Source organism: Pedobacter sp. MC2016-15 (assembly GCF_026239695.1).
Taxonomy (GTDB): Bacteria; Bacteroidota; Bacteroidia; order Sphingobacteriales; family Sphingobacteriaceae; genus Pedobacter.
In genome coordinates this window covers 91,006-111,339 of record NZ_JAPIVS010000002.1, presented here as the reverse complement: position 1 = coordinate 111,339, position 20,334 = coordinate 91,006, and the positions used below count along the sequence as shown (strand labels likewise).

The following is a 20,334-nucleotide window of genomic DNA, read 5'->3' as shown; positions in this document are numbered from 1 at the left end:
AATGCAATTTACTGCCAAGCAGATAAGCGACTTTTTAAGCGGGACGATTGAAGGGGATGAAAACATTACAGTTTCAGAGCTTTCAAAAATAGAGGATGGTAAAAAAGGTGCCTTATGTTTTCTATCGAACCGTAAGTACGAACATTATATATATTCAACTCAAGCCTCTGTTGTGATCGTTGGTCAGGACTTTTTCCCTGCTCAGCCTGTCAGCTGTACCCTGGTGAAAGTTAAAGATCCATATAGTGCTTTTTCTGTTTTGCTCGAAAAATATAATGAAGCGTATAATGCTTCAATGGTAAAGTCGGGTATTGAAGAACCATCTTTTATACATCCATCTGCAAAGATTGGTAAAAACGTTTTTATCGGGGCGTTCTCCTATATCTCTGAAAATGTGGAGATTGGTGATGACACAAAGATCTCACAACAGGTTTTTGTGGGCACAGACACCAAAATCGGTTCAGCAAATACGATTCATCCGGGTGTGAAAATTTACAATAGGTCTGTAATTGGCGACCGTGTAGTGATCCATTCCAATACTGTGATTGGCAGTGATGGTTTTGGCTTTGCACCACAACCTGACGGTAGCTATTCCAAAATCGCACAGATTGGAAATGTGGTCATTGAAGACGATGTCGAAATTGGTGCAAATACGGCTATTGACAGGGCTACAATGGGATCTACCTTTATCAGAAAAGGCGTGAAACTGGATAACCTGATCCAGATTGCGCATAATGTAGAGGTAGGTGAAAATACGGTTGTTGCTGCTCAGGCCGGCATCTCAGGCAGTAGTAAAGTAGGCCAGAAATCAGTTGTAGGTGGTCAGGTGGGTATCGCAGGACATTTATCCCTTGCAAATGGTACCCAGATTGGTGCCCAGGCCGGAATTAATTTCAGCATTGCTCAGGAAAATAAGCAATGGCACGGTACTCCCGCACAGCCATTGAGAGACTGGATGCGTGCTTCAGTGCTTTTTAAGCAACTTCCGAACATAGAAAAACGTATATCAAAAATAGAGGCCGAATTAAAAAGCGATTCCGAACACAGCATAGTTAGTACCACACACAACAATAATGAACGTTAAACAAAAAACTATAAAAAGCGAAGTTTCTGTACAGGGGGTAGGTCTGCATACAGGAGCGAATGTTACCTTAACTTTTTGTCCTGCGCCTGAAAACCACGGTTTCAAATTTCAGAGGATCGATCTTCCGGGACAGCCAATTGTGGATGCCGACTGTGACAATGTTACGGACACGGCCAGAGGTACAACAATTTCGCAAAACGGGGCAAGTATCAGTACTGTGGAACACGTAATGGCTTCTCTTGTAGGGATGGATCTGGACAATATCCTGATGAAACTGGATGGTCCTGAGACACCTATCATGGACGGAAGTGCAATTTTATTTGTTGAGGCACTTGAAAGTGCAGGTGTGGTTCAGCAGGAAGTTGACCGTGAATACTTCCAGATTCCGCATAATATCATCTATACTGAACCGGACAGAAAGGTAGAGATTGTAGCTATGCCACTGGAGGACTACAGGTTCACCTGTATGATCGACTATAATTCTCCGGTACTGGGTAGTCAGCATGCCGTAATATCCAGCATTGCTGAGTTTAAAGGAGAGATCTCCTCCTGCCGTACCTTTTGCTTTTTGCACGAACTGGAATACCAGCTGCAGAACAATCTCATCAAAGGTGGCGATCTGAACAATGCGATTGTTATCGTAGATAAAGAAGTGACCAAGGATGAACTTGACCACCTGGCCAAGATCTTCAACCGCGAGAAAATTGATGTAGCACCTCAGGGTATCCTGAACAATATGGAGCTGCGCTACCAGAATGAGCCGGCAAGACACAAATTGCTGGACATGATCGGTGACCTGGCTTTAGTGGGTATGCACCTTAAAGGTCATATCATGGCGGCACGTCCGGGGCATGCGGCAAACGTTGCCTTCGCTAAAAAAATCAAGGCAGCGATTAAAAAAGAAAAAAATAAGAAGGTTCAGAAAGTATATGATCCATCTGTGAAACCGCTTTATGATGTGGTGCAGATCATGGATATCCTGCCACACAGACAGCCCTTCCTGTTTATTGATAAGATCCTGGAATTATCAAAAACGCACGTTGTAGGTGTAAAAAATGTGACCATGAATGAGGAGTTCTTCAAAGGTCATTTCCCTGGCGCCCCGGTGTTTCCGGGAGTGATACAGATTGAGGCTATGGCTCAAACAGGAGGAATACTGGTGCTGAGTACCGTTCCGGACCCAAGAAATTATCTGACATATTTCCTGAAGATCGATAAAGTGAGATTCAGGGCGCAGGTTTTACCTGGTGATACGATTGTTTTCAGATGCGATCTGATGGAACCGATCCGCAGAGGCATTGCACAGATGAAAGGTGTGGGCATGGTAGGAGACAAAATTGTTGTGGAAGCAGAGATGATGGCACAAATTTCAAAAGTAAAAGAAAGCGAACGCGTATCATGATACAACCTTTAGCATATATACATCCGGACGCTAAAATTGGCGAAAATGTAATTATTGAGCCTTTTTCAGTCATTCACAAAGACGTAGTCATTGGTGACGGTACATGGATCGCATCTAATGTTGTCATCATGGACGGCGCCAGGATAGGAAAAAATTGTAAAATCTTCCCGGGTTCAGTGATTTCCGGTGTCCCTCAGGACCTGAAATTCGCCGGAGAAGTTACTACTGCAGAAATTGGTGACAATACGACCATCAGGGAGTGTGTAACCATCAACAGGGGTACCAAGGATAAATGGAAAACTGTGATCGGCAGCAATTGCCTGATCCAGGCATATTCACATATTGCACATGATTGTGAAGTGGGCGACCACTGTATCTTTTCAAACAGTACTACACTGGCGGGCCATATTACTATTGGCAGTCATGTTGTTCTGGCAGGCCTGGTAGCTATTCACCAGTTTGTAAAAGTGGGTTCACATGCTTTTGTGACTGGTGGTTCACTGGTACGTAAAGATGTTCCTCCTTACGTTAAAGCGGCAAGGGAACCACTTTCCTATGCTGGTATCAACTCTGTGGGATTAAGACGCCGTGGGTTCTCTTCAGAGAAAATCAACGAAATCCAGGAAATCTACAGGGTACTTTTTGTGAAACACAACAACGTAACGAAGGCCCTTGATAAAATAGAGGCCGAATTTGCACCTACGGAAATCCGCGATGAGATCGTTGACTTCATCCGCAACTCTAACCGTGGTGTAATGAAAGGTTTTGGTACAGTAAGCTAATCATCATTGATGACGATCGATTTACAGGATGCCGGCAGAAGATTTAACCAGGAGTGGATTTTCAGAAATTTCAGCTACCAGTTTAATTCTGCCGGCAAATATGCCATACTCGGGCCAAACGGCTCAGGTAAATCGACGCTCTTAAGTGTAATCTTAGGCAGTTTGGCGCCTTCTGAGGGAAGTATCACCTATAGCGACGGAAATATCATCCCGGTAGAAAAAATCTATACACAGCTCAGCTTTGCCGCCCCCTATCTTGATCTGGTAGAGGAGTTCAGTCTGCAGGAAACTATAGAATTTCATTTTAAATTCAAGAGTTACTACCCGGGTCTGTCTGCTGCGGGTGTCCTGGATCTGCTGGGGCTGGCTAAATCTCAGGATAAACCTCTGAAATACTTTTCTTCAGGGATGAAACAGCGTACCAAGCTTGCGCTCGCCTGCTGTACGGATGCGCCGCTGCTCCTGCTGGACGAGCCAACTTCTAACCTGGATATGCAGGGAATAGGTTGGTATCATGAATTGATCAGGGATTTTACCGCAGAAAAGCTGGTTTTGGTGGGCTCCAACCAGGAAACCGAGTACTCCTTTTGCGAAAATTTGATAAGTATAACGGATTATAAGGATTAATATTATGCCGGGACTGCCCGGAATTGTCATCTATTCGTCTGAAAATCAATTTATAAATAAATTTTAAAATAAGTATTGCAGGATTCACAAATTGTTTTTACCTTTGCGGCACGAAATGGCGCTGAGATTAAAAGCAACAATTTCAAATAAAATGGCAAAAGCATCAGAAGTAAAAACCGGTAATATCCTTCGTTTCAACGGTGAGTTGACGCAGGTAGAAGAGTTTCTTCACCGTACTCCTGGTAACTTAAGGGCTTTCTACCAGGCCAAAATGCGGAATGTTAAAACCGGGAAACTGGTAGAATACAGGTTCCGTACTGACGAAGAGGTAACGATTTGTCGCGTAGAAACCAACGACTACCAATATTTATACGAGGATGGAGATTTCCTTGTTGTAATGGATGTCACTTCTTTTGATCAGTACAACGTTCCTAAAACATTGTTTGGGGAGGCTGTAAAGTTTCTGAAAGAAGGAATGAACGTAATTATCTCATTCGAAAGTGAAGAACCTATTGTAGCGTCAATGCCACAGAGTGTCGAGCTGGAGATCACTTATACGGAGCCTGCTGTTAAAGGCGATACTTCTACCAGTGCGCAGAAATATGCAACAGTAGAAACCGGGGTGGAGATCAGGGTGCCAATGTTCATCAACCAGGGCGATAAAGTGAAGGTTGATACACGTACCGGTGATTACATAGAAAGAGTAAAATAAGAATTTTTCATAGTTTAGTTTTAGGTTTAGGTTGATTTTGGCTTCGGAGTGGTTCCCGAAGCCTTATTTTTTTGTACCTTGTTGTCATGACTAAAGCGGAAATCAGAAAACAGGAGACAGCCCGCAGAAAAGCTTTGACCTTTGAGCAGGTCATCTACCTCAGCGAAAAGTTACTCTTACAATTTACCCGACTCAACTTTAAGGATGTCAATACCATACATCTTTTCCTGCCAATTGAAGAGAAAAATGAACCAGATACCTTTCTCTTTATCAAATGGCTGAAGGCGAATTTCCCTGCCATAAAAATTATCGTTCCCAAAGCCGATTTCAGGACTTCCTTACTGACACATCATCCCTACCAGGGAGAGGAGGAGCTGCAAAAGAGTTTATTTAATATTCTTGAACCGGTGCTGGATGAGCAATACACCGGCAAGATTGATATGGTGCTGGTGCCCTTACTTGCATTTGACAGCAGGGGTTACCGGGTAGGCTATGGTAAGGGCTTTTATGACAGGTTTATGGAAGGGCTGGATGCCCTGAAAGTTGGTATATCCCTTTTTGAAAACGTGGATATCATTGCTGATACCCACGAAAATGATGTAAAGCTCGACCTCTGTCTGAGCCCTGACAAGATCTACGACTTCAGCGTTTAAGCCTCAATTTCGAGCAGCACAGGGCAGTGATCAGAATGCACTGCATCCGGCAGGATGGTTACGTTTTGCAGACGGTGCAGCATCGGTACTGTAGCCAGGTGATAATCGATACGCCAGCCCAGGTTCTTGCCTCTTGACCCGGCCCTGAAACTCCACCAGGTGTAATGATGCGGGTCTTTATTAAAATGCCTGAAGGTATCTATAAAGCCGCTGTCAAGGAAAAGCTGCATCCATTCTCTTTCCTGCGGAAGGAAACCTGATGAATTTGCATTTGATTTTGGGTTATGGATATCAATCGCTGTATGACAGATATTGTAATCTCCTGAAATGATCAGGTTGGGTGTATTTACTCTGAGTTTTTTGATATAGCTCTCAAAGAACTCCATAAATTCATATTTTTTAGCCTGTCTGTCCTCTCCGGATGATCCGGATGGCAGATATACGCTCATGAGTGAAAAAGTGTCAAAATCGGCCCTTAAAATGCGTCCTTCCTTATCAATCCATTCTTCACCGCAGCCATACTCTACATGATTGGGTTTGATCTTGCTGAAAATAGCTACTCCGCTGTATCCTTTTTTCTCTGCGCTGAACCAGTAGTGGTGGTAGCCCAGCTGTTCAATCAGTTCAATGATCTCTGGGATCTGCACCGGCAATGCTTTCACTTCCTGCAGACAGATCATATCTGCATCGGTTGATTGCAGCCAGCCAAAGAAGTTCTTTGTAGATGCAGAACGTATTCCGTTAACGTTATAGGAGATAATTTTCATAGGGCTAAGTTACAGAGAATTGTAATTCTTAGAAATTTATTGTTAAATTTGCTAAAGTGAAACTGAAACAAAAAATAGCCCTTGGATTGTGCGCCTTTTACCTGATAAGTGTAATAGGAGTAGCCTTGAGCCTGCATTTTTGTGGGGGTAGCCTTTCTTCTGTACACTTCACGCAAAGGGCCAAATGCAAAGGCTGTGTGGCTGCGGAGAAAAAAGCGGAAAGTGACAATTGCTGTAAAAATACGGCTGTTGATGCGAAAATTAAGGATAGTCACCAGTCGGGCGCTGCTGTCAGTCTTCCAAAAAACTTTAGTATCCAGTTGTTTTTCTTCCCTCTTGTATGGGAAGCACTGGATAATGTCTTGCCGAAATTATTCAGCAGGATAGAAAATAAAGCACCTCCCTTATCCACGCGTGTGTCGCTCTACGCGTACAATTGTGTTTTCAGAAATTAGACCAGGAATGAATTGAGCTTTTCTGCAGGAATCCCTGTGGAATAATTTATTTATTTCAAATTTCTAAAAAACATATCATGAAGACTTTCAAATATATCATCATACTTTTAGCGGTAGTGCTAACCGGCGGACAAACCTTTGCACAAAAAATTTCAAAAGCAGAGTTACAGGTAAACGGATTAACCTGTTCTATGTGCTCAAAAGCTACTGAAACCTCTTTGAGAAGCCTGAGCTTTATAGAAAGCATCAAGCCAGATCTTGACAGGAACATTTTTGTGCTGACTTTTAAAAAAGATCAGCAGGTGAATGTTGACCAGATCAGGGATAAGGTACAGGATGCCGGATTCTCTATCGGGGAACTTAATGCAACCTTCAATTTTAACCAGACAGTGATAGACGAGGCTGGTTTAGCCCAAAGTGGTCATACTGTGCTGAAATTTACCAATGCAAAAAACAAGACCCTGAACGGGGCTGTCACTGCAAAAATACTGGATAAAGATTTCATCAGTTCTTCGGCATTTAAAAAGAATGCTGCCCAGCTCAAAATGGATACATACTCAAGTGGCCGCGGGACGGTAAATGGTAAGACTACACGTATCGTTCACCTGAGCATTTAAGACCGGGAAGATGAAATATGTATTTTTAGCTGCCTTGCTGCTGCAGCTTGGCTTTGGCCTGCGTGCTACTGCGCAGGAGCTCTATGTCTTTACCGAGCCTGCAAGTAATATGCCTGCCAAATCGCTGGGAATCCGCCTGACTAATGAAGGTATCTTCAGTGGTCAGAAGATGAACAGAACGATTCCCGAATTAATGCTGAGCTTTAACAAAAAGCTGATGCTGCACGGGCAGGCTTTTTTATCTGATATGGATGGCAACTACAGACTGGAAGGGGGGAGTGTGTATGCCAAGTATCGCTTTTTATCACTGGATGAATCCCAGCGCCATTTCCGGATGGCTGCCTACGGACGGTTAAGCACCAGCAAAAGACCGCTGCTCACGCAGGACATCAACCTGGAGGGAGACAACAGCGGGGCGCAGGCGGGGATTGTGGCTACGCAGTTGCTGCATAAGCTGGCCCTGTCTGCCAATCTGAGTTATATGCAGGCTTTTGTGCAGGACGATCGCGTAATGGAAGGGACACAGCGTCCTGATGGACTCATCGCCTACAGTTTATCTTCAGGATACCTGGTACTGCCGGTACATTACAAAAATTATAACCAGCCTAATTTTAATGTTTATTTCGAGATCCTGGGTAAAACCAATCCTGCAAACGGAAGGTCTTATGTGGATTTCGCCCCTGCAATTCAGATGATCCTGAACAGCCGGACCCGTATTGATTTGGGTTACAGGTTTCAGGCTGCCGGTGGAATGGAAAACAGATACAACAAAAACATGTACCTGATCAGGGCGGAGTTTAACTTTTTTAATGCTTTAAAGTAGGATAGGTTTTGTCTATGAGGACATCAATATTAACTATGTGTTATATGATGGCGATCACTTGTCAAAACACCTTTATTGACGTATTTTTGCGCCAGATAAAACAATTCAAAGACATATGATTAATATAGGTGAACAATTCCCGGCGTATTCTAAAACAGCTGTAGTAAGTATTGAAAAAGGAAAAGAGTTTGAAACATTAACTTCTGATTCTTTGGTAAATGAGAACAACCAATGGACTTGCATGTTCTGGTGGCCAAAAGATTTTACCTTCGTTTGCCCTACAGAAATTGCTGAATTTAACGCTAATTATGGTGAGTTCCGTGACCGTGATACTACTTTGATCGGTGCTTCAACAGATTCTGAAAACGTGCATTTGGCATGGAGACACAATCATGATGACCTGCGCGGATTGAAATTCCCAATGCTTGCAGATACTTCAAAATCTTTAGCTGAAGCTTTAGATATTCTTGAGCCAAATGAAAAAATCGCTTACCGTGCTACTTTCATCATTGACCCACAAGGAATTATCCGTTGGGCAAGTGTGAACGACCTGAGCGTTGGCCGTAACGTTAAAGAAGTATTGAGAGTTCTTGATGCTTTACAAACTGACGAACTTTGCCCTTGCAACTGGGAAAAAGGTGAAGCAACTTTAACAGTTTAATCTAACCATTATATCGAAAAGTCCCTGTAATGCATTTTGCAGGGGCTTTTTTTGTGACAATTATTCAAGCTAAAAATTATAAAATGAGCGAAATTACAGAAACTATACAAGAGCTTTTAGCCGTAGTGGGATTGGAAGCTGACTACAGAAATGATAGTATTGGCCTGCTTGAAAAAGGCAATTCAAGGTATGTACGCGACCTGAAACTGAACTTCACCAGCACACTTACCTCTGCACACTTGTCAGAGAAAGAATGCGCCCTGGTAGCATTGAGCATTGCGGTGAACAACAATAATAAAGTATTAACGGAGTTTTTTGAAAAACAGGCTCTGGCAAAAGAAGCTACAGCAGAAGAGATCGCTGAAGCTGCAGGATGTGCCTCTTTGCTGGCATTGAATAATGTATTCTACCGTTTCCGTCATTTTACAGGAAAAGAAAAATATACCCAGATTCCTGCCCGTGTGCGTATGCAGTTAATGAGCAGCCCGGTGACAGGTAAAGAGTTTTTTGAACTGATGAGTCTGGCAGTTTCTGCTGTAAACGGATGTGAGATGTGTGTAAATGCACATGAGAAATCTATCCTGGCTTTAGGAGCTACCGAAGAACGCGTATTTGATGCGGTACGTATCGCTTCAATCGTTACTTCAGCTGGTAAAGTGCTTTACTAGGCTTTACTGTCAAACATAAAAAAAGGCGCCCTCTAGGGCGCCTTTTCTGTTTTATGCAGAGTTCCTGCCTGCATTGACAATTCCATACACTGTACGGATTGCCAGTTTCTGGTAGGACTGTACTTCTTCTTCAGTTAATTCTTCCTGCAGTTTCTCCAGTGCAAAATGCTGGATCAGTACTAGTGGAAGCACAATCTTCTCCCTTACGGCTACAGATCTCTTTTCTACCGGATAGTTTTCCATCAGGGTTTCATGACCGGCAAGTTTAAGCAGTAATGCTTTCGAAAGCTCGTATTCTGCATTCAGCATCTTCCAGAAATCCCCGAATTCAGGGTCATTGGCAAAATGTGCAGTGATGGAGAAATCAGCCTTACTCATAGACATCATACAGTTGTCGATGATCGTTTTGAAATAACCTGATTCCTGATAAGTTTTGCGCAGATTTTCCCAGTTTCCTGCTTCTTCCTGGTTTTTAAGCGCAGTACCGATGCCGTAGAATCCCGGAATATTCTGTTTGAGTTGTCCCCATGAGGTAACAAAGCTGATGGCACGCAGGTCTTCCAGCTTTAGTTTTGCTCCTGAGCTTCTTTTCACCGGTCTGCTGCTGATCGTGATCTTTGACAACAGGCTCAGCGGAGAATAACGCTCCAGGTAACCCATAAACAGCGGGTGGTTTCTCAGGCTCACAAAGGAGTCGAAACTATCTTTGGCCATTACATTAATAATATCTTTGTGTAAGGGATCCAGCAGGATGTTGTGTTTTTCCTTCATTCCAGCCGATATACCGGCATTGATCAGCTGACTGATGTTGAACCCGGCACTGTCTATAGATCCGTACTGAGAGCTGATCGTTTGGCCCTGTATCGTTAACTGGATGTTTTTATTGGCAATCTCCTTGCCCATAGAGGCGTAGAACAAGTGTGTTTTACCGCCACCCCTTGAAGGAGGCCCACCACGGCCGTCAAAAAACGCCAGGCGAATGTTATGTTTTTCTGAGATGGCAGTTAATGCCACCTTAGCATTGAAGATCGACCAGTTTGCAGTGAGGTATCCACCGTCTTTGGTACTATCGGAATAGCCCAGCATGATATCCTGTCTGTTGCCCCTGCTTTCGAGGTGTTTTCTGTAGAAAGGGTGTGAATATAAAGTATCCATGACATCTGCTGCTACCTGCAGATCGCCCACAGTTTCAAACAGAGGAACAAAATCGATCGTCAGCTGATCTTCTTCCCAACCATTCCATAAGAACAGTTCGATCAGCTGCAGGATGTCTGAAGCCTGCTGGCAATTACTGATAATATAGCGGTGGCAAGCCAGCTCACCATTGCTTTGCTGGATCTGTTTGATCTCAGCGATGGTTTGCAGAGTATCCTTAATCAGCGGGGTACCTTCTCCTGCATAAATTACTTTTGCACTTTTAAAAGAAAGCTGGGCAATTTTCTCCGTCTCCGAAAGTTCATCAAAGTTTTCGGGGAAAAGAGAAATAATAGGTTTGCTCTGGCGGCAGTAGGCATGAACATCTCTCAGTACCCTGCTGTCCTGTCTGATATCCAGTGAAGCGAAATGACTTCCGAAAAGTTCTACTTTGCGTAACAGGTCGTCTACCAGATCAGCAAACAGTCCGTCATGAGATTCAATCAGGGTAGATTTAATCAGGTTCAGGTTTTCAGTCAGGAAATCTGAGATATTCTCCGGAACGGTATTGGTATCAAAAGCGTGGTTATATAAGGTATCCTGTACTTTGTAAATCACCTCTTCCACCCCTCTGAAGGTAATCCTGCGTTTCAGTTTTCTGAAATCCCTGTAATAGCAGCGGAAGAGGATCTGACGCAGCATTTTTGCCACCTGCATCGTATGTTCAGCATGAACATTAGGATTTCCGTCCCTGTCGCCACCCGGCCAGAAGCCCAGTTCGATTGCTTTTTTTGTAGGGATGTTATATTCTTCGAGACTGCTGTCAATTTCCGACTGGATATTGGCTGCTGCGAAATAAAATACATTTTCCAGATACCATGAAAGGCTCAATGCCTCATCTACCGGTGTAGGTGAAGTTTTATTAAAAAACGGAGTTTTTCCGAGTTGTTGTAAAAGCTGGTTGATACTTACAATGTCATTGATCTTAATCGCTGCTGTAAGGTCAGTAATAATAGAAAGCACACTGCCCGGATAAAACTGGGTAGGGTGGGCGGTAAGCACCAGGCGCAGGGAAAGATCCTCAATCAGCTGCACTGTTTTTTGATAAACATCTTCACTGGATTCGCTCTTTTTCAACATTGACCTCAGAGAACTCTGGCCTTCTGCTGTATTTAATTTTGTGAAAGAAGCGTCTTCTACTGCATCAAAAAGCACCACCTGACGCTCGATATACTGGATAAACCTGAACAGTAAGTCGATCACATCCTTGGCATTAGCTGCCTGCGTATATTTTTCAAAAAAGACATTAATGATCTCGGCAGGCGTCTTCTGATTCTTGACTCCGTCTTCACAATATTTAATAAAAAGAGGCAGGAGAGTACCTGTATCTTTGATCTTATAAAATGGGAGGGTCAGGAACAGGCTATTGTAAAGTTCGAATCTGGAAACAACCTCGTTGTTGAATATGGATTCTCTCTGACCTGTAAATCTTGGTTTCTGCATGATTACTAATGGTAAATTTTTACGCGCTGAAGCTAAGAAAAATGACGGTAAGATCTATAGAATAATGTTAATAAATTTATTTTGGTTTGCTGGTAAATAAAATCTAAATTGCTTTCAGAAAGGTTTTCAATCATTTAAAGTATAATGCATTTGTTGTGTAGCAGCAATCGCAAAAAATGTAAATTTTTTTGGAAAAGATAATGGCTGTCCCAAAAGGACAGCCATTTTTCTTAAGGATGGATTGGTAATAACATTAGTGAACGTCGGCCGGAATATCCACGTTCTTTTTAAATTTCTGCAGGTACAGCAAGGGTATAGAACAAAGCATGACCATTCCTGCCACCCAGTAGGCATCGCTGTAGGTGAGCAGCAAAGTTTGCTTGATGAGTGTTCCTTCCATCGCCTGTGTGGCCATGTGTCTGGCATCAGACATGGAGAAGCCCTTACCCATAAAATTATTGATGAAAGCGTTAAAGCGCTGTACAAATATAGGGTTACCCTCATTCAGGTTAGTCAGCAGGTTACTTCTGTGGAATCCCTGACGCGTGTGGATCAGCGTAGTTAAAGCCGCAATCCCGAAAGATCCGCCCAGCTGCCTCATCATATTATTCAGACCTGAACCCTGACCAATCTCAGCACCTTTCAGATCCTGTATCGCCAGCGTAGTCAGCGGCACAAATAACAGAGCCATACCCACACCCCTGATGATCAGCGGCAGGAAGAAGTCGCTCGTTCCCGAAGCCAGCGTAGATTTGCTGAGCATATTACAGAATACAAAGAACAGGAACATCCCAATGGTAGCCATAAACTGCGCCGGAATTCCTTTTTTCAGGAACATCCCGATAAAAGGCATCATGGCAATGGTACATAATCCACCAGGGAAGAGTAATTCTCCTGTTTGCAGTGCCGAGAATCCCAGTAGATTCTGACAGAATACGGGGAACACAAATACCGAACCGTACAGACCGAAACCAAGAATAAAGGAGGTGAACATCCCCACTGAGAAACTACGGTGTCGCATGATCTTAAAGTTGACGATAGGGTGGTCTGTAGTGGTCTCACGCCAGATAAACAGCAGTAATCCCAGTACCGAAGCAACGGCCAGTGCGGTAATATATGGTGTGGCGAACCAGTCTTCACTTTCGCCTTTTTCCAATACTGTCTGTAAACTACCTACAGCAACGGCCAGCAGGCCAATTCCCCACCAGTCTACAGGTTGTCCCTGACCGGTTTTTGGCGTCGTTCGTATATACGTATAGGTACAGTAGGCCGCGAGAATCCCGACGGGAATATTCACGTAGAAGATCCATGGCCAGCTGCTGATATCAATGATATATCCACCGATAGTTGGACCTACAGTAGGGCCTACAACAGCTCCCAGACCAAATAATGCGGTAGCTATACCCACGTCTTCACGCGGCCAGGTTTCCAGAAGGATCGCCTGTGCGGTAGAGATCAGTCCACCTCCTGCAATACCCTGTAAAATACGGAATGCGATCAGCTCTTCGAGCGAGGTAGCATTACCACAGAGGAAGGAAGCGATGGTAAAGACAATGATAGAAGTTAAGAAATAATTTTTTCGTCCGAATCGGCTGCCCAGCCAGCCTGACATGGGCAGTACGATTACGTTTGCCACGGCATATCCGGTAGAAATCCAGGCGATATCCTCTAAGGTTGCGCCCAGGTTTCCCTGGATTTGTGGCAATGCGACGTTTACGATGGTTGTATCAATCAGCTCCAGTAGGGAGGCTGTGATCACCGTAAACGTGATTATCCATTTTGTAAAACCCTGTTCGGCCATTTTATTTAATCTTTTGTTGATACAGAAACGTTCACGCTCATGCCCGGACGCAGTTTACTCAGTATTTCTTTTGTAGGTTTAATTTTGATTTTCACGGGAACGCGCTGCACAACTTTTACAAAGTTACCTGTTGCGTTATCCGGAGGTAATAGAGAGCCTTTGGCACCAGTGATTGGCGAGAAGTTATATACTTCACCGGCGATGTGATCATCAGGGTAAGCATCTACCACGATATCAACCTTTAATCCTGTACGGATTTCTTCCAGCTGAGTTTCCTTGAAGTTTGCAGTTACATACAGGCTATTGTCATTTACGATAGAGAATAAGGATTGTCCTGCCTGAATCAATTGTCCTTTCTGAATACTTTTCTTACCTGCAATACCTGTTGCCGGAGAAGTGATATTGGTATATGACAATTGCAGTTTTGCAAAATCTACTTCCGACTGGCGTTCAGAAACACTGTTGTTGCTTACGGCAAGCTGGGATTTTGTAGTACCCACTTGTTTAACCGCTGCGGTATACTGATCTTTTGCTGCATCATATGTGGCCTGTGCTACGTCTCTGGTAGCTTTAGCCTGGTCGAACTGCTGTTGTGTGATTGATCCGTCTTTGATCAGGTTTGCATAACGTTCGAAATCTTTTTGTGCCTGCCATAATTTTACTTTAGCAGATTCAATATTAGATTTTGCTGTGCTGGTATTGGCCGTGATCGCGATGATCTGTGACTCTGAAACACCCACACCTGCATTTGCACCTTTCTGAACAGACATTGCCTGCTCTAATTTCACTTTGTAGTCACGGTCGTCAAGTGTTACCAAAGTATCACCCTCTTTTACAGGGGTATTTTCTTCAAAGCGGATCTCTTTTACATACCCTCCAACACGGGCAACTACAGTGCTGATATCGCCATCGATCTGCGCATCATCTGTATCAACGTGTTTGCTGAAATATAAATATTCTTTTATGCCGAAGATGGCACCTATAACGATTAGAACAGCTAATATTATAGGGACAATTTTACTTTTCTTCTGAGGTTCAATTGTCTTTTCTGTTGTTGATTCTGTTGTCATTACTAGCGTGGATTTGATGTTATTGAGAAATTTTTCCTGTTGATTTTAATAGGGTATAATATGCTATACCGGCATCTGCCTTTGCAATTTCGAGATTGATCTTAGCCTGGAACAAAAGCGTTTCGGCATCAATTCTGTCAGTAACAGAGGCTACATTGTTTTTATATCTTGATGAATAAAGCCTGTCATTTTCTGTCGCCTGAGCGATAGAAGTTTCGAGCACATCGATCTTGTTTTTTGCTACCTGGTAGTTCTGATAGTTTTTGTTGATCTCAGTTCTCACGTTATCAGTCTGGATGGTTTTTTGAATCACAAATTCATCCTGCTGGATTTTGGCTTTACTGATTTTATTTTTGTTGGTCCACAAGTTGCCGATGTTCCATGATAAGGTAGCTCCTACAGTCATAGGTACGATATACTGGTGGTTGGAAGGGATAAAGTTTCCGCTCGGGTTGATGTAGTAAACATCTGCACCCAGTGAGAATGTAGGCAGCGTGTTAGCCTTTACCGACTTGATGTCATAATCAGCGGCTTTGGTGCGGATATCCAGTTGTTTGAGTTCCTGGCGTGTAGTCATCCCTCTGTCGAGGTAATTGGTTAGCGGCTCCATCGCCATCGCATCGCCCGCAGGGTCTGAAATTTCGATCTGTGTATCTTCAGGAAGACCGAGCAGGATATCCAGGTTGTAGTTTACAATCTTCTGGTTTCCTTCGATTTCAAGTTTGGTGAGCGTTACATTTGATTGTTGCAGCTGGAATCGGAGTACATCATTTTTAGTGACGATACCCTGTTCAAAAAAGCGTTCTGCCTGTTTCAGCTGGCTTGCAATTGACTCCAGATTCTGGTCTACCACTTTATGGCTTTGTGATAACTTGTACAGTGCATAGTAAGTATCAATGGTAGCGAAAGTCACCTCCTCTTTTACCTTGTCGGCATCGAGGCGGGCCACATCAGCAAGCAGCTTTGTGCTTTCTTTTGCATATTTAAGTTTACCACCACCATATACCAATTGAGAAACTGAGGCAAGGCCGATGTAGGCATCAGCACGTTTTGGTAAGTTGATGGCGTCTGCACCGCCAATCCTAAGCTGGTTTGTAGGGATTTCAGCGTGATTATAGATAGCACTTACGCTTGCTGAAGGCAATGCACTATCCTTAACAACATCGAGCTGAGCCATGTTCTGCTCAATTTTATTCTGAGAGAGCTTTAAGTTCTTGCTGTTATCTACCCCAAGTTGAATGGCTTCCTGTATGGTCAGTTTTTTTACGTTTTGCGCGTAGATCATGCCTGGCAACAGGAGAGCGAAGCAAGTCAGTTTAAGTGTTCTGTGTATCATTGTTTGGGTGTTAAATACGTTATTACCAGGTCTTTTAAATGTGTAATCAGTCGTTCGGTTAAAATTTCGCGGTCTTTGGGGATGTTGATATCCAGGACAGAGCCTTCAGTAATTTTGGAAGGCATTGTGGCCACGTAAGTGATCGTTCCCATCAGGGAGCCCATTAACATCCGGATATCTACCTGTCTGAAGCTACCTTCTGCGATACCGTCCTGAATGATCTTTTCGATCACCCGCAGGTTGCCGGTCATGGCATCTTTTACCTTGCAGTACATTTCGGGACGCTGGGCAAGGGAGAGTTCCCTGTGCATCATTTTATGAAAAGAGATATTGGAAAGGATTCTTTTGGTATACCCTTCGATGACTTTAAACAATTTCTCCATCTGAGAGATCTTGTATTCGTCGATGATTGTCAATTCTGCCTTGAAGTTTTCCAGTCGCCTGTTCATGATCTCCAGAAATACCCCTTCTTTAGAGCCGAAGTAATAATTGATCATGGACATGTTTGCACCGGATTCCTTTGCAATCTGACGGGTTGAAGTCCCTTCGTAGCCAAGTTCAGAGAATAGGGTTTCTGCTGCGGCTAGAATACTGCTTCGTTTATCTGGTTTTTCCATTGTTGTCTTTGATGATGCAAAACTAATCAATCGATTGATTGAATTTCAAAATTCTGATATTAATTACAAAGTCCTGACAATGAATATCAACCGTCAAATAGGGATATAACAGTAAATGATTTGTATTTTAAAATAATTCAATACCTTTGGGACAAAGTATACTAAGATGATTAAGCAAGAAAATACAAAGAGTTTTGATTGGGTTTATTACGTATTAGGCCTGTTTTTTGGTGGATTTACAGCTGCAGTAATTTCAGGTGGTTTTGGATGGACTATTCTGGGCGCAATTTTAGGATTTATCTTTGGAGCCATTTTCCTTAATTCAATTGTAAAAGGAAGAGTACACTAATCCTCCTCCTTTAAAACAATCTTTTCCTGCGCAACAGGCTGTCTGCATATAACATCAGCAATACCAGATCTACAAAGACAAATGTCCTGATCAGTGTTGGGGTGATGTAGCGGCTGAAGTCTATGTTTACGCTGAACTTAGAAGCAGTAAAAGCACTGTTTGCAATTGCATAAGTCAGTATGGAAGCAATTGCCAGCATAAAAAAGGATGCGATGCCGAGGATAATTCTTTTGTCTGTTTTAGTCTTTAACGACACCGGGGCCTTTTCCAGGCTAACAAGATCCATAACATTCCGGTTGAAAGACATGGAGGGCTCATCTGTACTGATTTGCTCCAGCTGCTGCTGCAAAGCCAGCAATTCCTGGTAAACCAGATGATATTCTTCTTCAGAAGTTATTCTTCTCTCTGTTTCTGATCGCTCGGCAGGGCTGCTGTTGCCATCAATATAATCCCATATCTGTTCTTCTATAGTCTTCATATCAATTCTTTAACTTCATCCTTTAACAAATATTGTAATTTTTCTTTGAGTCTGAGCCTCGCCCTGTGGAGTTTAACCTTTACCGTATTGGTTTCCATGTAAAGGGCAGTGCCTATTTCTTCAAGGCTTTGTTCGCCTTTGTAAAAGAGAGTGATGATTGCGGCATCATCGGCAGATAAACTGTCAATTGCCCTGTTCAGATAAACATGTGCTGATTTCTTTTCTACAGCGTCTGAACGTTCGCCGGTATGTGCATCAGGCAGCTGAATGCTATTCGTTTCATCATCTAAGGAACAGGTATTCATTTTCCTTTTCCTCAGCGCAGTCATCGCCGATGTGTAAGTGATGGAGTACAGCCAGGTAGAGAATTTTGATGTCTGCTTAAATGTGCCCAGCGCGCGGTAAGCCTTTACAAAGCAATCCTGCGCTACCTCTTCGGCATCTTCCCTGTTTTTTGTGAAACGCAGTGCCAGCGTAAATACAAATCGCTGGTGGCGCTTCACCAAATCGGAATATACCGCGGTCTCGCCAGCAAGGACTTTTGTAATCAACGCTAAATCAGTTTCCTGTTCCATCTGTAACTGAGACGCAGCGTTTGACTGGCAGGTTACAGCACATGAATTTATTTTTTTATTCCCCTGATGTAACCTGATTAAAAATCATGTAGTCTTAGCAGTATAGACCACAGATTATTTTACATTAAAACATACAATCATGGAATTTTTAGTCCCTATTACCCTTTTCACTACCGGATTTGCAATGATCTTCGGCATCAGGTATTTAATCAACAAAGAAAAAATGGCAATGATTGAGCGAGGCATCAATCCCAGTGAGGGGCAGTCTGCACCAAAGCCTTTCCTGAGTTTAAAGATCGGCTTACTGCTGGTAGGCCTTGGGCTTGGCTTATTGCTCGCCTTGTTTACAGTGATCGCCACCGGCATAAATGAAGATGAAGGTGCAGCGGTATACTTTGGCTGTGTGCTGATCTTTGGCGGACTGGGCCTGATCATATCTTACATCATTGAGAAAAAATGGCTCGACAAACAGGAGGTTAGTCAGAGGGCCGAACTATAGATACCTTTCCTGAATAATATTGAGATGGTGCATCAAATGCCCTGCGATGGTTAAAACAAGCCGGCGGGCAGTGATCTCCTTACCAGAAGCCACACCTGTCCTGCTTAACTCCTCCTCATTGATGGATTTGAAAAGGTATAGGTGTGCTTTGCGCATTAAACTAAACTCTTCGGCAAAACTAAGCAGGCTGCGGTCGGCAAAATGCGCCTGAAGCACATAAGCATCCTCATCAAAACCTGGAAGAGCGTTCTGCTCCCCGCGGATGATGGCCGTTAAGCGGTAAACCAGAATCCTTTCAGTGTCTATAATATGCCCGGCCATTTCTTTCAGTGTCCATTTACCTGCTGCATAGGCATAATCAGCTTTATGTTCAATACTTTTCAGGAATTCCGGAAAATCGCTTGCCTGGCTTTCCAGTATTTCAAGAACATCGCCCTGCACCAGCGAAGGATAATCGGCGTAAACTTTAGGTTGAAGTGGGTTCATAGGTGATACTGCTTTTTAAGATAATTCTGAAGGTGGTTCCTTTTCCCACCTCAGAGTCTTTTACAAAGATTTGTCCGCTGTGGTAATTCTCTACAATACGCTTGGTTAAGGATAACCCCAATCCCCAGCCGCGTTTCCTGGTGGTATATCCCGGCTGGAAGACGGCATCAAATTTAGATCTTGGGATACCCTTTCCGGTATCTGTAATATCGATAAATACTTCCTCTTTAGCAAGATGTTCAATAATATTTACTGTGATACTTCCTTCATTTTCAATGGCATTGGCGGCATTCTTCAGCAGGTTTTCCGTTACCCAGTCGAACAGCGGCACATTGAGCAATGCCCTCACCTGATCATCACCGGTAATGGTGAATATCACCTTGTCTGAAGTACGCAGCTGAAAGTACTGAATAAAGTTACTGATAACCGTATAGACCACATGGTCTTCGAGCACTGGCTTGGAGCCAATCTTGGAGAACCTGTCGGTAATTACCTCCAGTCTCTTGATGTCGTTTTCCATCTCTGCAATCAGGGGATCATCTTCAGCATCAAAACGTGATTTCATCAGCTCTACCCAGGCCATCAGTGAAGATATTGGCGTTCCGAGCTGATGGGCGGTTTCTTTAGCCATCCCCACCCATACCTGGTCCTGCTCAGATCTGCGGGCAGAGCTAAAGGCAACATAGGCCGTAAGCAGGAATAAGGCAATTACTGCGAGCTGGATGTAAGGGAAGTAACGCAGCTGCGTTAAGATGAATGAGTCTTTGTGATAGATATGCCAGATTTTGCCATCCAGTCCGATAATCGGTGTGCCCGGATGCTGTTTCTTCATTTTCCGGAGCTCCCGTTCAAAATATTGGGGGTCGTAGGTTTTCTTGTTCTGTTTCTCTACATCGTAATTGGTTTTTGTAGAGTCGAGCCCCTGGTAAGAGTTGATCAGCCCGTCGCCATCGGTCATGATAACGGGTAGTTTCGTGTTCTTGGTAATGGTCTCGATCACGTCAGTAAAACGGTCATCATCGTACATCACGAGCGACTGCTCCGTTACTTTTACATATAACTGAAACTGCACTTGTTCTTCACGCTGCATTTTTTTTACAAAAAAATCGCTGTAGATGACAGAAGCCGTACCAATAACAATTGCAAAAATTAACAGGAAGAACTTCCAGCGCCGTTTTTTTTCGTAGGGATTCATAGATTATGCTGGCAAATTACAAAATAGCATTCAAAAAGAC

Annotated in this window: 23 protein-coding genes; 13 read left to right on the top strand and 10 right to left on the bottom strand. The window is 43.4% G+C overall.

The annotated features are described in order from the left end of the window. The first annotated feature begins 1 nt into the window (after position 1). The 6 genes from lpxD (at position 2) to OQY15_RS05205 (ending at position 5,260) form a co-directional block, all read left to right on the top strand. A complete protein-coding gene (lpxD, locus tag OQY15_RS05230) occupies positions 2-1,084 on the top strand; it encodes a UDP-3-O-(3-hydroxymyristoyl)glucosamine N-acyltransferase (RefSeq protein ID WP_265788596.1) in 1,083 nt (360 codons plus the stop codon). Next, positions 1,074-2,486, top strand: a complete 1,413-nt coding sequence (locus OQY15_RS05225; protein WP_265788594.1) for a bifunctional UDP-3-O-[3-hydroxymyristoyl] N-acetylglucosamine deacetylase/3-hydroxyacyl-ACP dehydratase — start codon at positions 1,074-1,076, stop codon at positions 2,484-2,486. Before lpxD ends, OQY15_RS05225 begins: the two co-directional genes overlap by 11 nt. Next, a complete protein-coding gene (gene lpxA, locus OQY15_RS05220) occupies positions 2,483-3,268 on the top strand; it encodes an acyl-ACP--UDP-N-acetylglucosamine O-acyltransferase (protein ID WP_265788592.1) in 786 nt (261 codons plus the stop codon). The genes OQY15_RS05225 and lpxA overlap by 4 nt, the downstream gene beginning before the upstream one ends. Positions 3,269-3,277: 9 nt before the next feature. Beyond that, positions 3,278-3,895, top strand: a complete 618-nt coding sequence (locus OQY15_RS05215; protein ID WP_265788590.1) for an ATP-binding cassette domain-containing protein — start codon at positions 3,278-3,280, stop codon at positions 3,893-3,895. 151 nt (positions 3,896-4,046) lie between these two features. Then, positions 4,047-4,607 (top strand): elongation factor P, encoded by a 561-nt coding sequence (gene efp, locus OQY15_RS05210; RefSeq protein WP_265788588.1) that lies wholly within the window; start codon positions 4,047-4,049, stop codon positions 4,605-4,607. Between the two features lie 86 nt (positions 4,608-4,693). Continuing rightward, positions 4,694-5,260, top strand: a complete 567-nt coding sequence (locus OQY15_RS05205; protein WP_265788586.1) for a 5-formyltetrahydrofolate cyclo-ligase — start codon at positions 4,694-4,696, stop codon at positions 5,258-5,260. Here the strand turns inward: OQY15_RS05205 and OQY15_RS05200 are convergent. Continuing rightward, positions 5,257-6,027 carry an exodeoxyribonuclease III gene (locus OQY15_RS05200; protein WP_265788584.1) on the bottom strand — a complete coding sequence of 257 codons (771 nt, stop codon included), beginning with the start codon at positions 6,025-6,027 and terminating at the stop codon, positions 5,257-5,259. The genes OQY15_RS05205 and OQY15_RS05200 overlap by 4 nt on opposite strands. Before the next feature lie 56 nt (positions 6,028-6,083). On the opposite strand from OQY15_RS05200, the gene OQY15_RS05195 reads away from it, so the two are divergent. The 5 genes from OQY15_RS05195 to OQY15_RS05175 all read left to right on the top strand — a co-directional run bounded on the left by OQY15_RS05195 (position 6,084) and on the right by OQY15_RS05175 (position 9,251). Then, positions 6,084-6,482, top strand: coding sequence for a hypothetical protein (locus OQY15_RS05195; protein ID WP_265788582.1), 399 nt, complete (start codon positions 6,084-6,086; stop codon positions 6,480-6,482). Between the two features lie 77 nt (positions 6,483-6,559). Further along, entirely contained in the window at positions 6,560-7,099 is a 540-nt protein-coding gene (locus OQY15_RS05190) for a heavy-metal-associated domain-containing protein (protein WP_265788580.1), read from the top strand. A 10-nt stretch (positions 7,100-7,109) separates the two neighbouring features. Beyond that, positions 7,110-7,922 carry a hypothetical protein gene (locus tag OQY15_RS05185; protein ID WP_265788579.1) on the top strand — a complete coding sequence of 271 codons (813 nt, stop codon included), beginning with the start codon at positions 7,110-7,112 and terminating at the stop codon, positions 7,920-7,922. A gap of 115 nt (positions 7,923-8,037) precedes the next feature. Beyond that, positions 8,038-8,583, top strand: a complete 546-nt coding sequence (locus tag OQY15_RS05180) for a peroxiredoxin (RefSeq protein WP_265788577.1) — start codon at positions 8,038-8,040, stop codon at positions 8,581-8,583. 83 nt (positions 8,584-8,666) lie between these two features. Continuing rightward, positions 8,667-9,251, top strand: coding sequence for a carboxymuconolactone decarboxylase family protein (locus OQY15_RS05175; protein WP_265788575.1), 585 nt, complete (start codon positions 8,667-8,669; stop codon positions 9,249-9,251). Positions 9,252-9,302: 51 nt separating this feature from the next. Here the strand turns inward: OQY15_RS05175 and OQY15_RS05170 are convergent, their stop codons facing one another. From OQY15_RS05170 to OQY15_RS05150, 5 genes are all read right to left on the bottom strand, one after another. Beyond that, the gene (locus tag OQY15_RS05170; protein WP_265788573.1) at positions 9,303-11,888 is read right to left on the bottom strand and encodes a phosphoenolpyruvate carboxylase; all 2,586 of its coding nucleotides are present in this window, start codon (positions 11,886-11,888) and stop codon (positions 9,303-9,305) included. 253 nt (positions 11,889-12,141) lie between these two features. After that, positions 12,142-13,689 (bottom strand): DHA2 family efflux MFS transporter permease subunit, encoded by a 1,548-nt coding sequence (locus tag OQY15_RS05165; RefSeq protein WP_265788571.1) that lies wholly within the window; start codon positions 13,687-13,689, stop codon positions 12,142-12,144. 5 nt (positions 13,690-13,694) lie between these two features. Beyond that, positions 13,695-14,759: an HlyD family secretion protein gene (locus tag OQY15_RS05160; RefSeq protein ID WP_265788569.1), complete on the bottom strand. Its 1,065-nt coding sequence runs from the start codon at positions 14,757-14,759 to the stop codon at positions 13,695-13,697. A gap of 19 nt (positions 14,760-14,778) precedes the next feature. Next, positions 14,779-16,095, bottom strand: a complete 1,317-nt coding sequence (locus OQY15_RS05155; RefSeq protein ID WP_265788567.1) for a TolC family protein — start codon at positions 16,093-16,095, stop codon at positions 14,779-14,781. Continuing rightward, a complete protein-coding gene (locus tag OQY15_RS05150; RefSeq protein WP_265788564.1) occupies positions 16,092-16,712 on the bottom strand; it encodes a TetR family transcriptional regulator in 621 nt (206 codons plus the stop codon). Before OQY15_RS05150 ends, OQY15_RS05155 begins: the two co-directional genes overlap by 4 nt. 166 nt (positions 16,713-16,878) lie before the next feature. On the opposite strand from OQY15_RS05150, the gene OQY15_RS05145 reads away from it, so the two are divergent. After that, positions 16,879-17,061, top strand: a complete 183-nt coding sequence (locus OQY15_RS05145; RefSeq protein ID WP_265788562.1) for a hypothetical protein — start codon at positions 16,879-16,881, stop codon at positions 17,059-17,061. Between the two features lie 10 nt (positions 17,062-17,071). Here the strand turns inward: OQY15_RS05145 and OQY15_RS05140 are convergent, their stop codons facing one another. Both OQY15_RS05140 and OQY15_RS05135 read right to left on the bottom strand, forming a co-directional pair. Continuing rightward, a complete protein-coding gene (locus tag OQY15_RS05140) occupies positions 17,072-17,539 on the bottom strand; it encodes a hypothetical protein (RefSeq protein ID WP_265788560.1) in 468 nt (155 codons plus the stop codon). Continuing rightward, the gene (locus OQY15_RS05135; protein ID WP_265788558.1) at positions 17,536-18,114 is read right to left on the bottom strand and encodes a sigma-70 family RNA polymerase sigma factor; all 579 of its coding nucleotides are present in this window, start codon (positions 18,112-18,114) and stop codon (positions 17,536-17,538) included. Before OQY15_RS05135 ends, OQY15_RS05140 begins: the two co-directional genes overlap by 4 nt. A gap of 139 nt (positions 18,115-18,253) precedes the next feature. Here OQY15_RS05135 and OQY15_RS05130 point away from each other — a divergent pair, with 139 nt between their 5' ends. Further along, on the top strand, positions 18,254-18,613 hold the full coding sequence (locus OQY15_RS05130; RefSeq protein WP_265788556.1) for a DUF6249 domain-containing protein: 360 nt from the start codon (positions 18,254-18,256) through the stop codon (positions 18,611-18,613). Here OQY15_RS05130 and OQY15_RS05125 read toward each other — a convergent pair. Together OQY15_RS05125 and OQY15_RS05120 are read right to left on the bottom strand one after the other, a co-directional pair. Further along, positions 18,608-19,099, bottom strand: a complete 492-nt coding sequence (locus OQY15_RS05125; RefSeq protein WP_265788554.1) for a DinB family protein — start codon at positions 19,097-19,099, stop codon at positions 18,608-18,610. The two genes, OQY15_RS05130 and OQY15_RS05125, sit on opposite strands and share 6 nt — an antisense overlap. Further along, the gene (locus OQY15_RS05120) at positions 19,080-20,294 is read right to left on the bottom strand and encodes a HAMP domain-containing sensor histidine kinase (RefSeq protein WP_265788552.1); all 1,215 of its coding nucleotides are present in this window, start codon (positions 20,292-20,294) and stop codon (positions 19,080-19,082) included. The genes OQY15_RS05125 and OQY15_RS05120 overlap by 20 nt, the downstream gene beginning before the upstream one ends. Positions 20,295-20,334 lie beyond the last annotated feature (40 nt).

Coding starts and splice junctions, on each gene's coding strand:
- efp (WP_265788588.1), top strand. CDS start 4,047: ATGGCAAAAGCATCAGAAGTAAAAACCGGTAATATCCTTCGTTTCAAC.
- OQY15_RS05150 (WP_265788564.1), bottom strand. CDS start 16,712: ATGGAAAAACCAGATAAACGAAGCAGTATTCTAGCCGCAGCAGAAACC.
- OQY15_RS05160 (WP_265788569.1), bottom strand. CDS start 14,759: ATGACAACAGAATCAACAACAGAAAAGACAATTGAACCTCAGAAGAAA.
- OQY15_RS05200 (WP_265788584.1), bottom strand. CDS start 6,027: ATGAAAATTATCTCCTATAACGTTAACGGAATACGTTCTGCATCTACA.
- OQY15_RS05170 (WP_265788573.1), bottom strand. CDS start 11,888: ATGCAGAAACCAAGATTTACAGGTCAGAGAGAATCCATATTCAACAAC.
- OQY15_RS05225 (WP_265788594.1), top strand. CDS start 1,074: ATGAACGTTAAACAAAAAACTATAAAAAGCGAAGTTTCTGTACAGGGG.
- OQY15_RS05175 (WP_265788575.1), top strand. CDS start 8,667: ATGAGCGAAATTACAGAAACTATACAAGAGCTTTTAGCCGTAGTGGGA.
- OQY15_RS05140 (WP_265788560.1), bottom strand. CDS start 17,539: ATGAAGACTATAGAAGAACAGATATGGGATTATATTGATGGCAACAGC.
- OQY15_RS05155 (WP_265788567.1), bottom strand. CDS start 16,095: ATGATACACAGAACACTTAAACTGACTTGCTTCGCTCTCCTGTTGCCA.
- OQY15_RS05145 (WP_265788562.1), top strand. CDS start 16,879: ATGATTAAGCAAGAAAATACAAAGAGTTTTGATTGGGTTTATTACGTA.
- OQY15_RS05125 (WP_265788554.1), bottom strand. CDS start 19,099: ATGAACCCACTTCAACCTAAAGTTTACGCCGATTATCCTTCGCTGGTG.
- OQY15_RS05165 (WP_265788571.1), bottom strand. CDS start 13,689: ATGGCCGAACAGGGTTTTACAAAATGGATAATCACGTTTACGGTGATC.
- OQY15_RS05130 (WP_265788556.1), top strand. CDS start 18,254: ATGGAATTTTTAGTCCCTATTACCCTTTTCACTACCGGATTTGCAATG.
- OQY15_RS05205 (WP_265788586.1), top strand. CDS start 4,694: ATGACTAAAGCGGAAATCAGAAAACAGGAGACAGCCCGCAGAAAAGCT.
- OQY15_RS05215 (WP_265788590.1), top strand. CDS start 3,278: ATGACGATCGATTTACAGGATGCCGGCAGAAGATTTAACCAGGAGTGG.
- lpxD (WP_265788596.1), top strand. CDS start 2: ATGCAATTTACTGCCAAGCAGATAAGCGACTTTTTAAGCGGGACGATT.
- OQY15_RS05190 (WP_265788580.1), top strand. CDS start 6,560: ATGAAGACTTTCAAATATATCATCATACTTTTAGCGGTAGTGCTAACC.
- OQY15_RS05135 (WP_265788558.1), bottom strand. CDS start 18,114: ATGGAACAGGAAACTGATTTAGCGTTGATTACAAAAGTCCTTGCTGGC.
- OQY15_RS05120 (WP_265788552.1), bottom strand. CDS start 20,294: ATGAATCCCTACGAAAAAAAACGGCGCTGGAAGTTCTTCCTGTTAATT.
- OQY15_RS05185 (WP_265788579.1), top strand. CDS start 7,110: ATGAAATATGTATTTTTAGCTGCCTTGCTGCTGCAGCTTGGCTTTGGC.
- lpxA (WP_265788592.1), top strand. CDS start 2,483: ATGATACAACCTTTAGCATATATACATCCGGACGCTAAAATTGGCGAA.
- OQY15_RS05180 (WP_265788577.1), top strand. CDS start 8,038: ATGATTAATATAGGTGAACAATTCCCGGCGTATTCTAAAACAGCTGTA.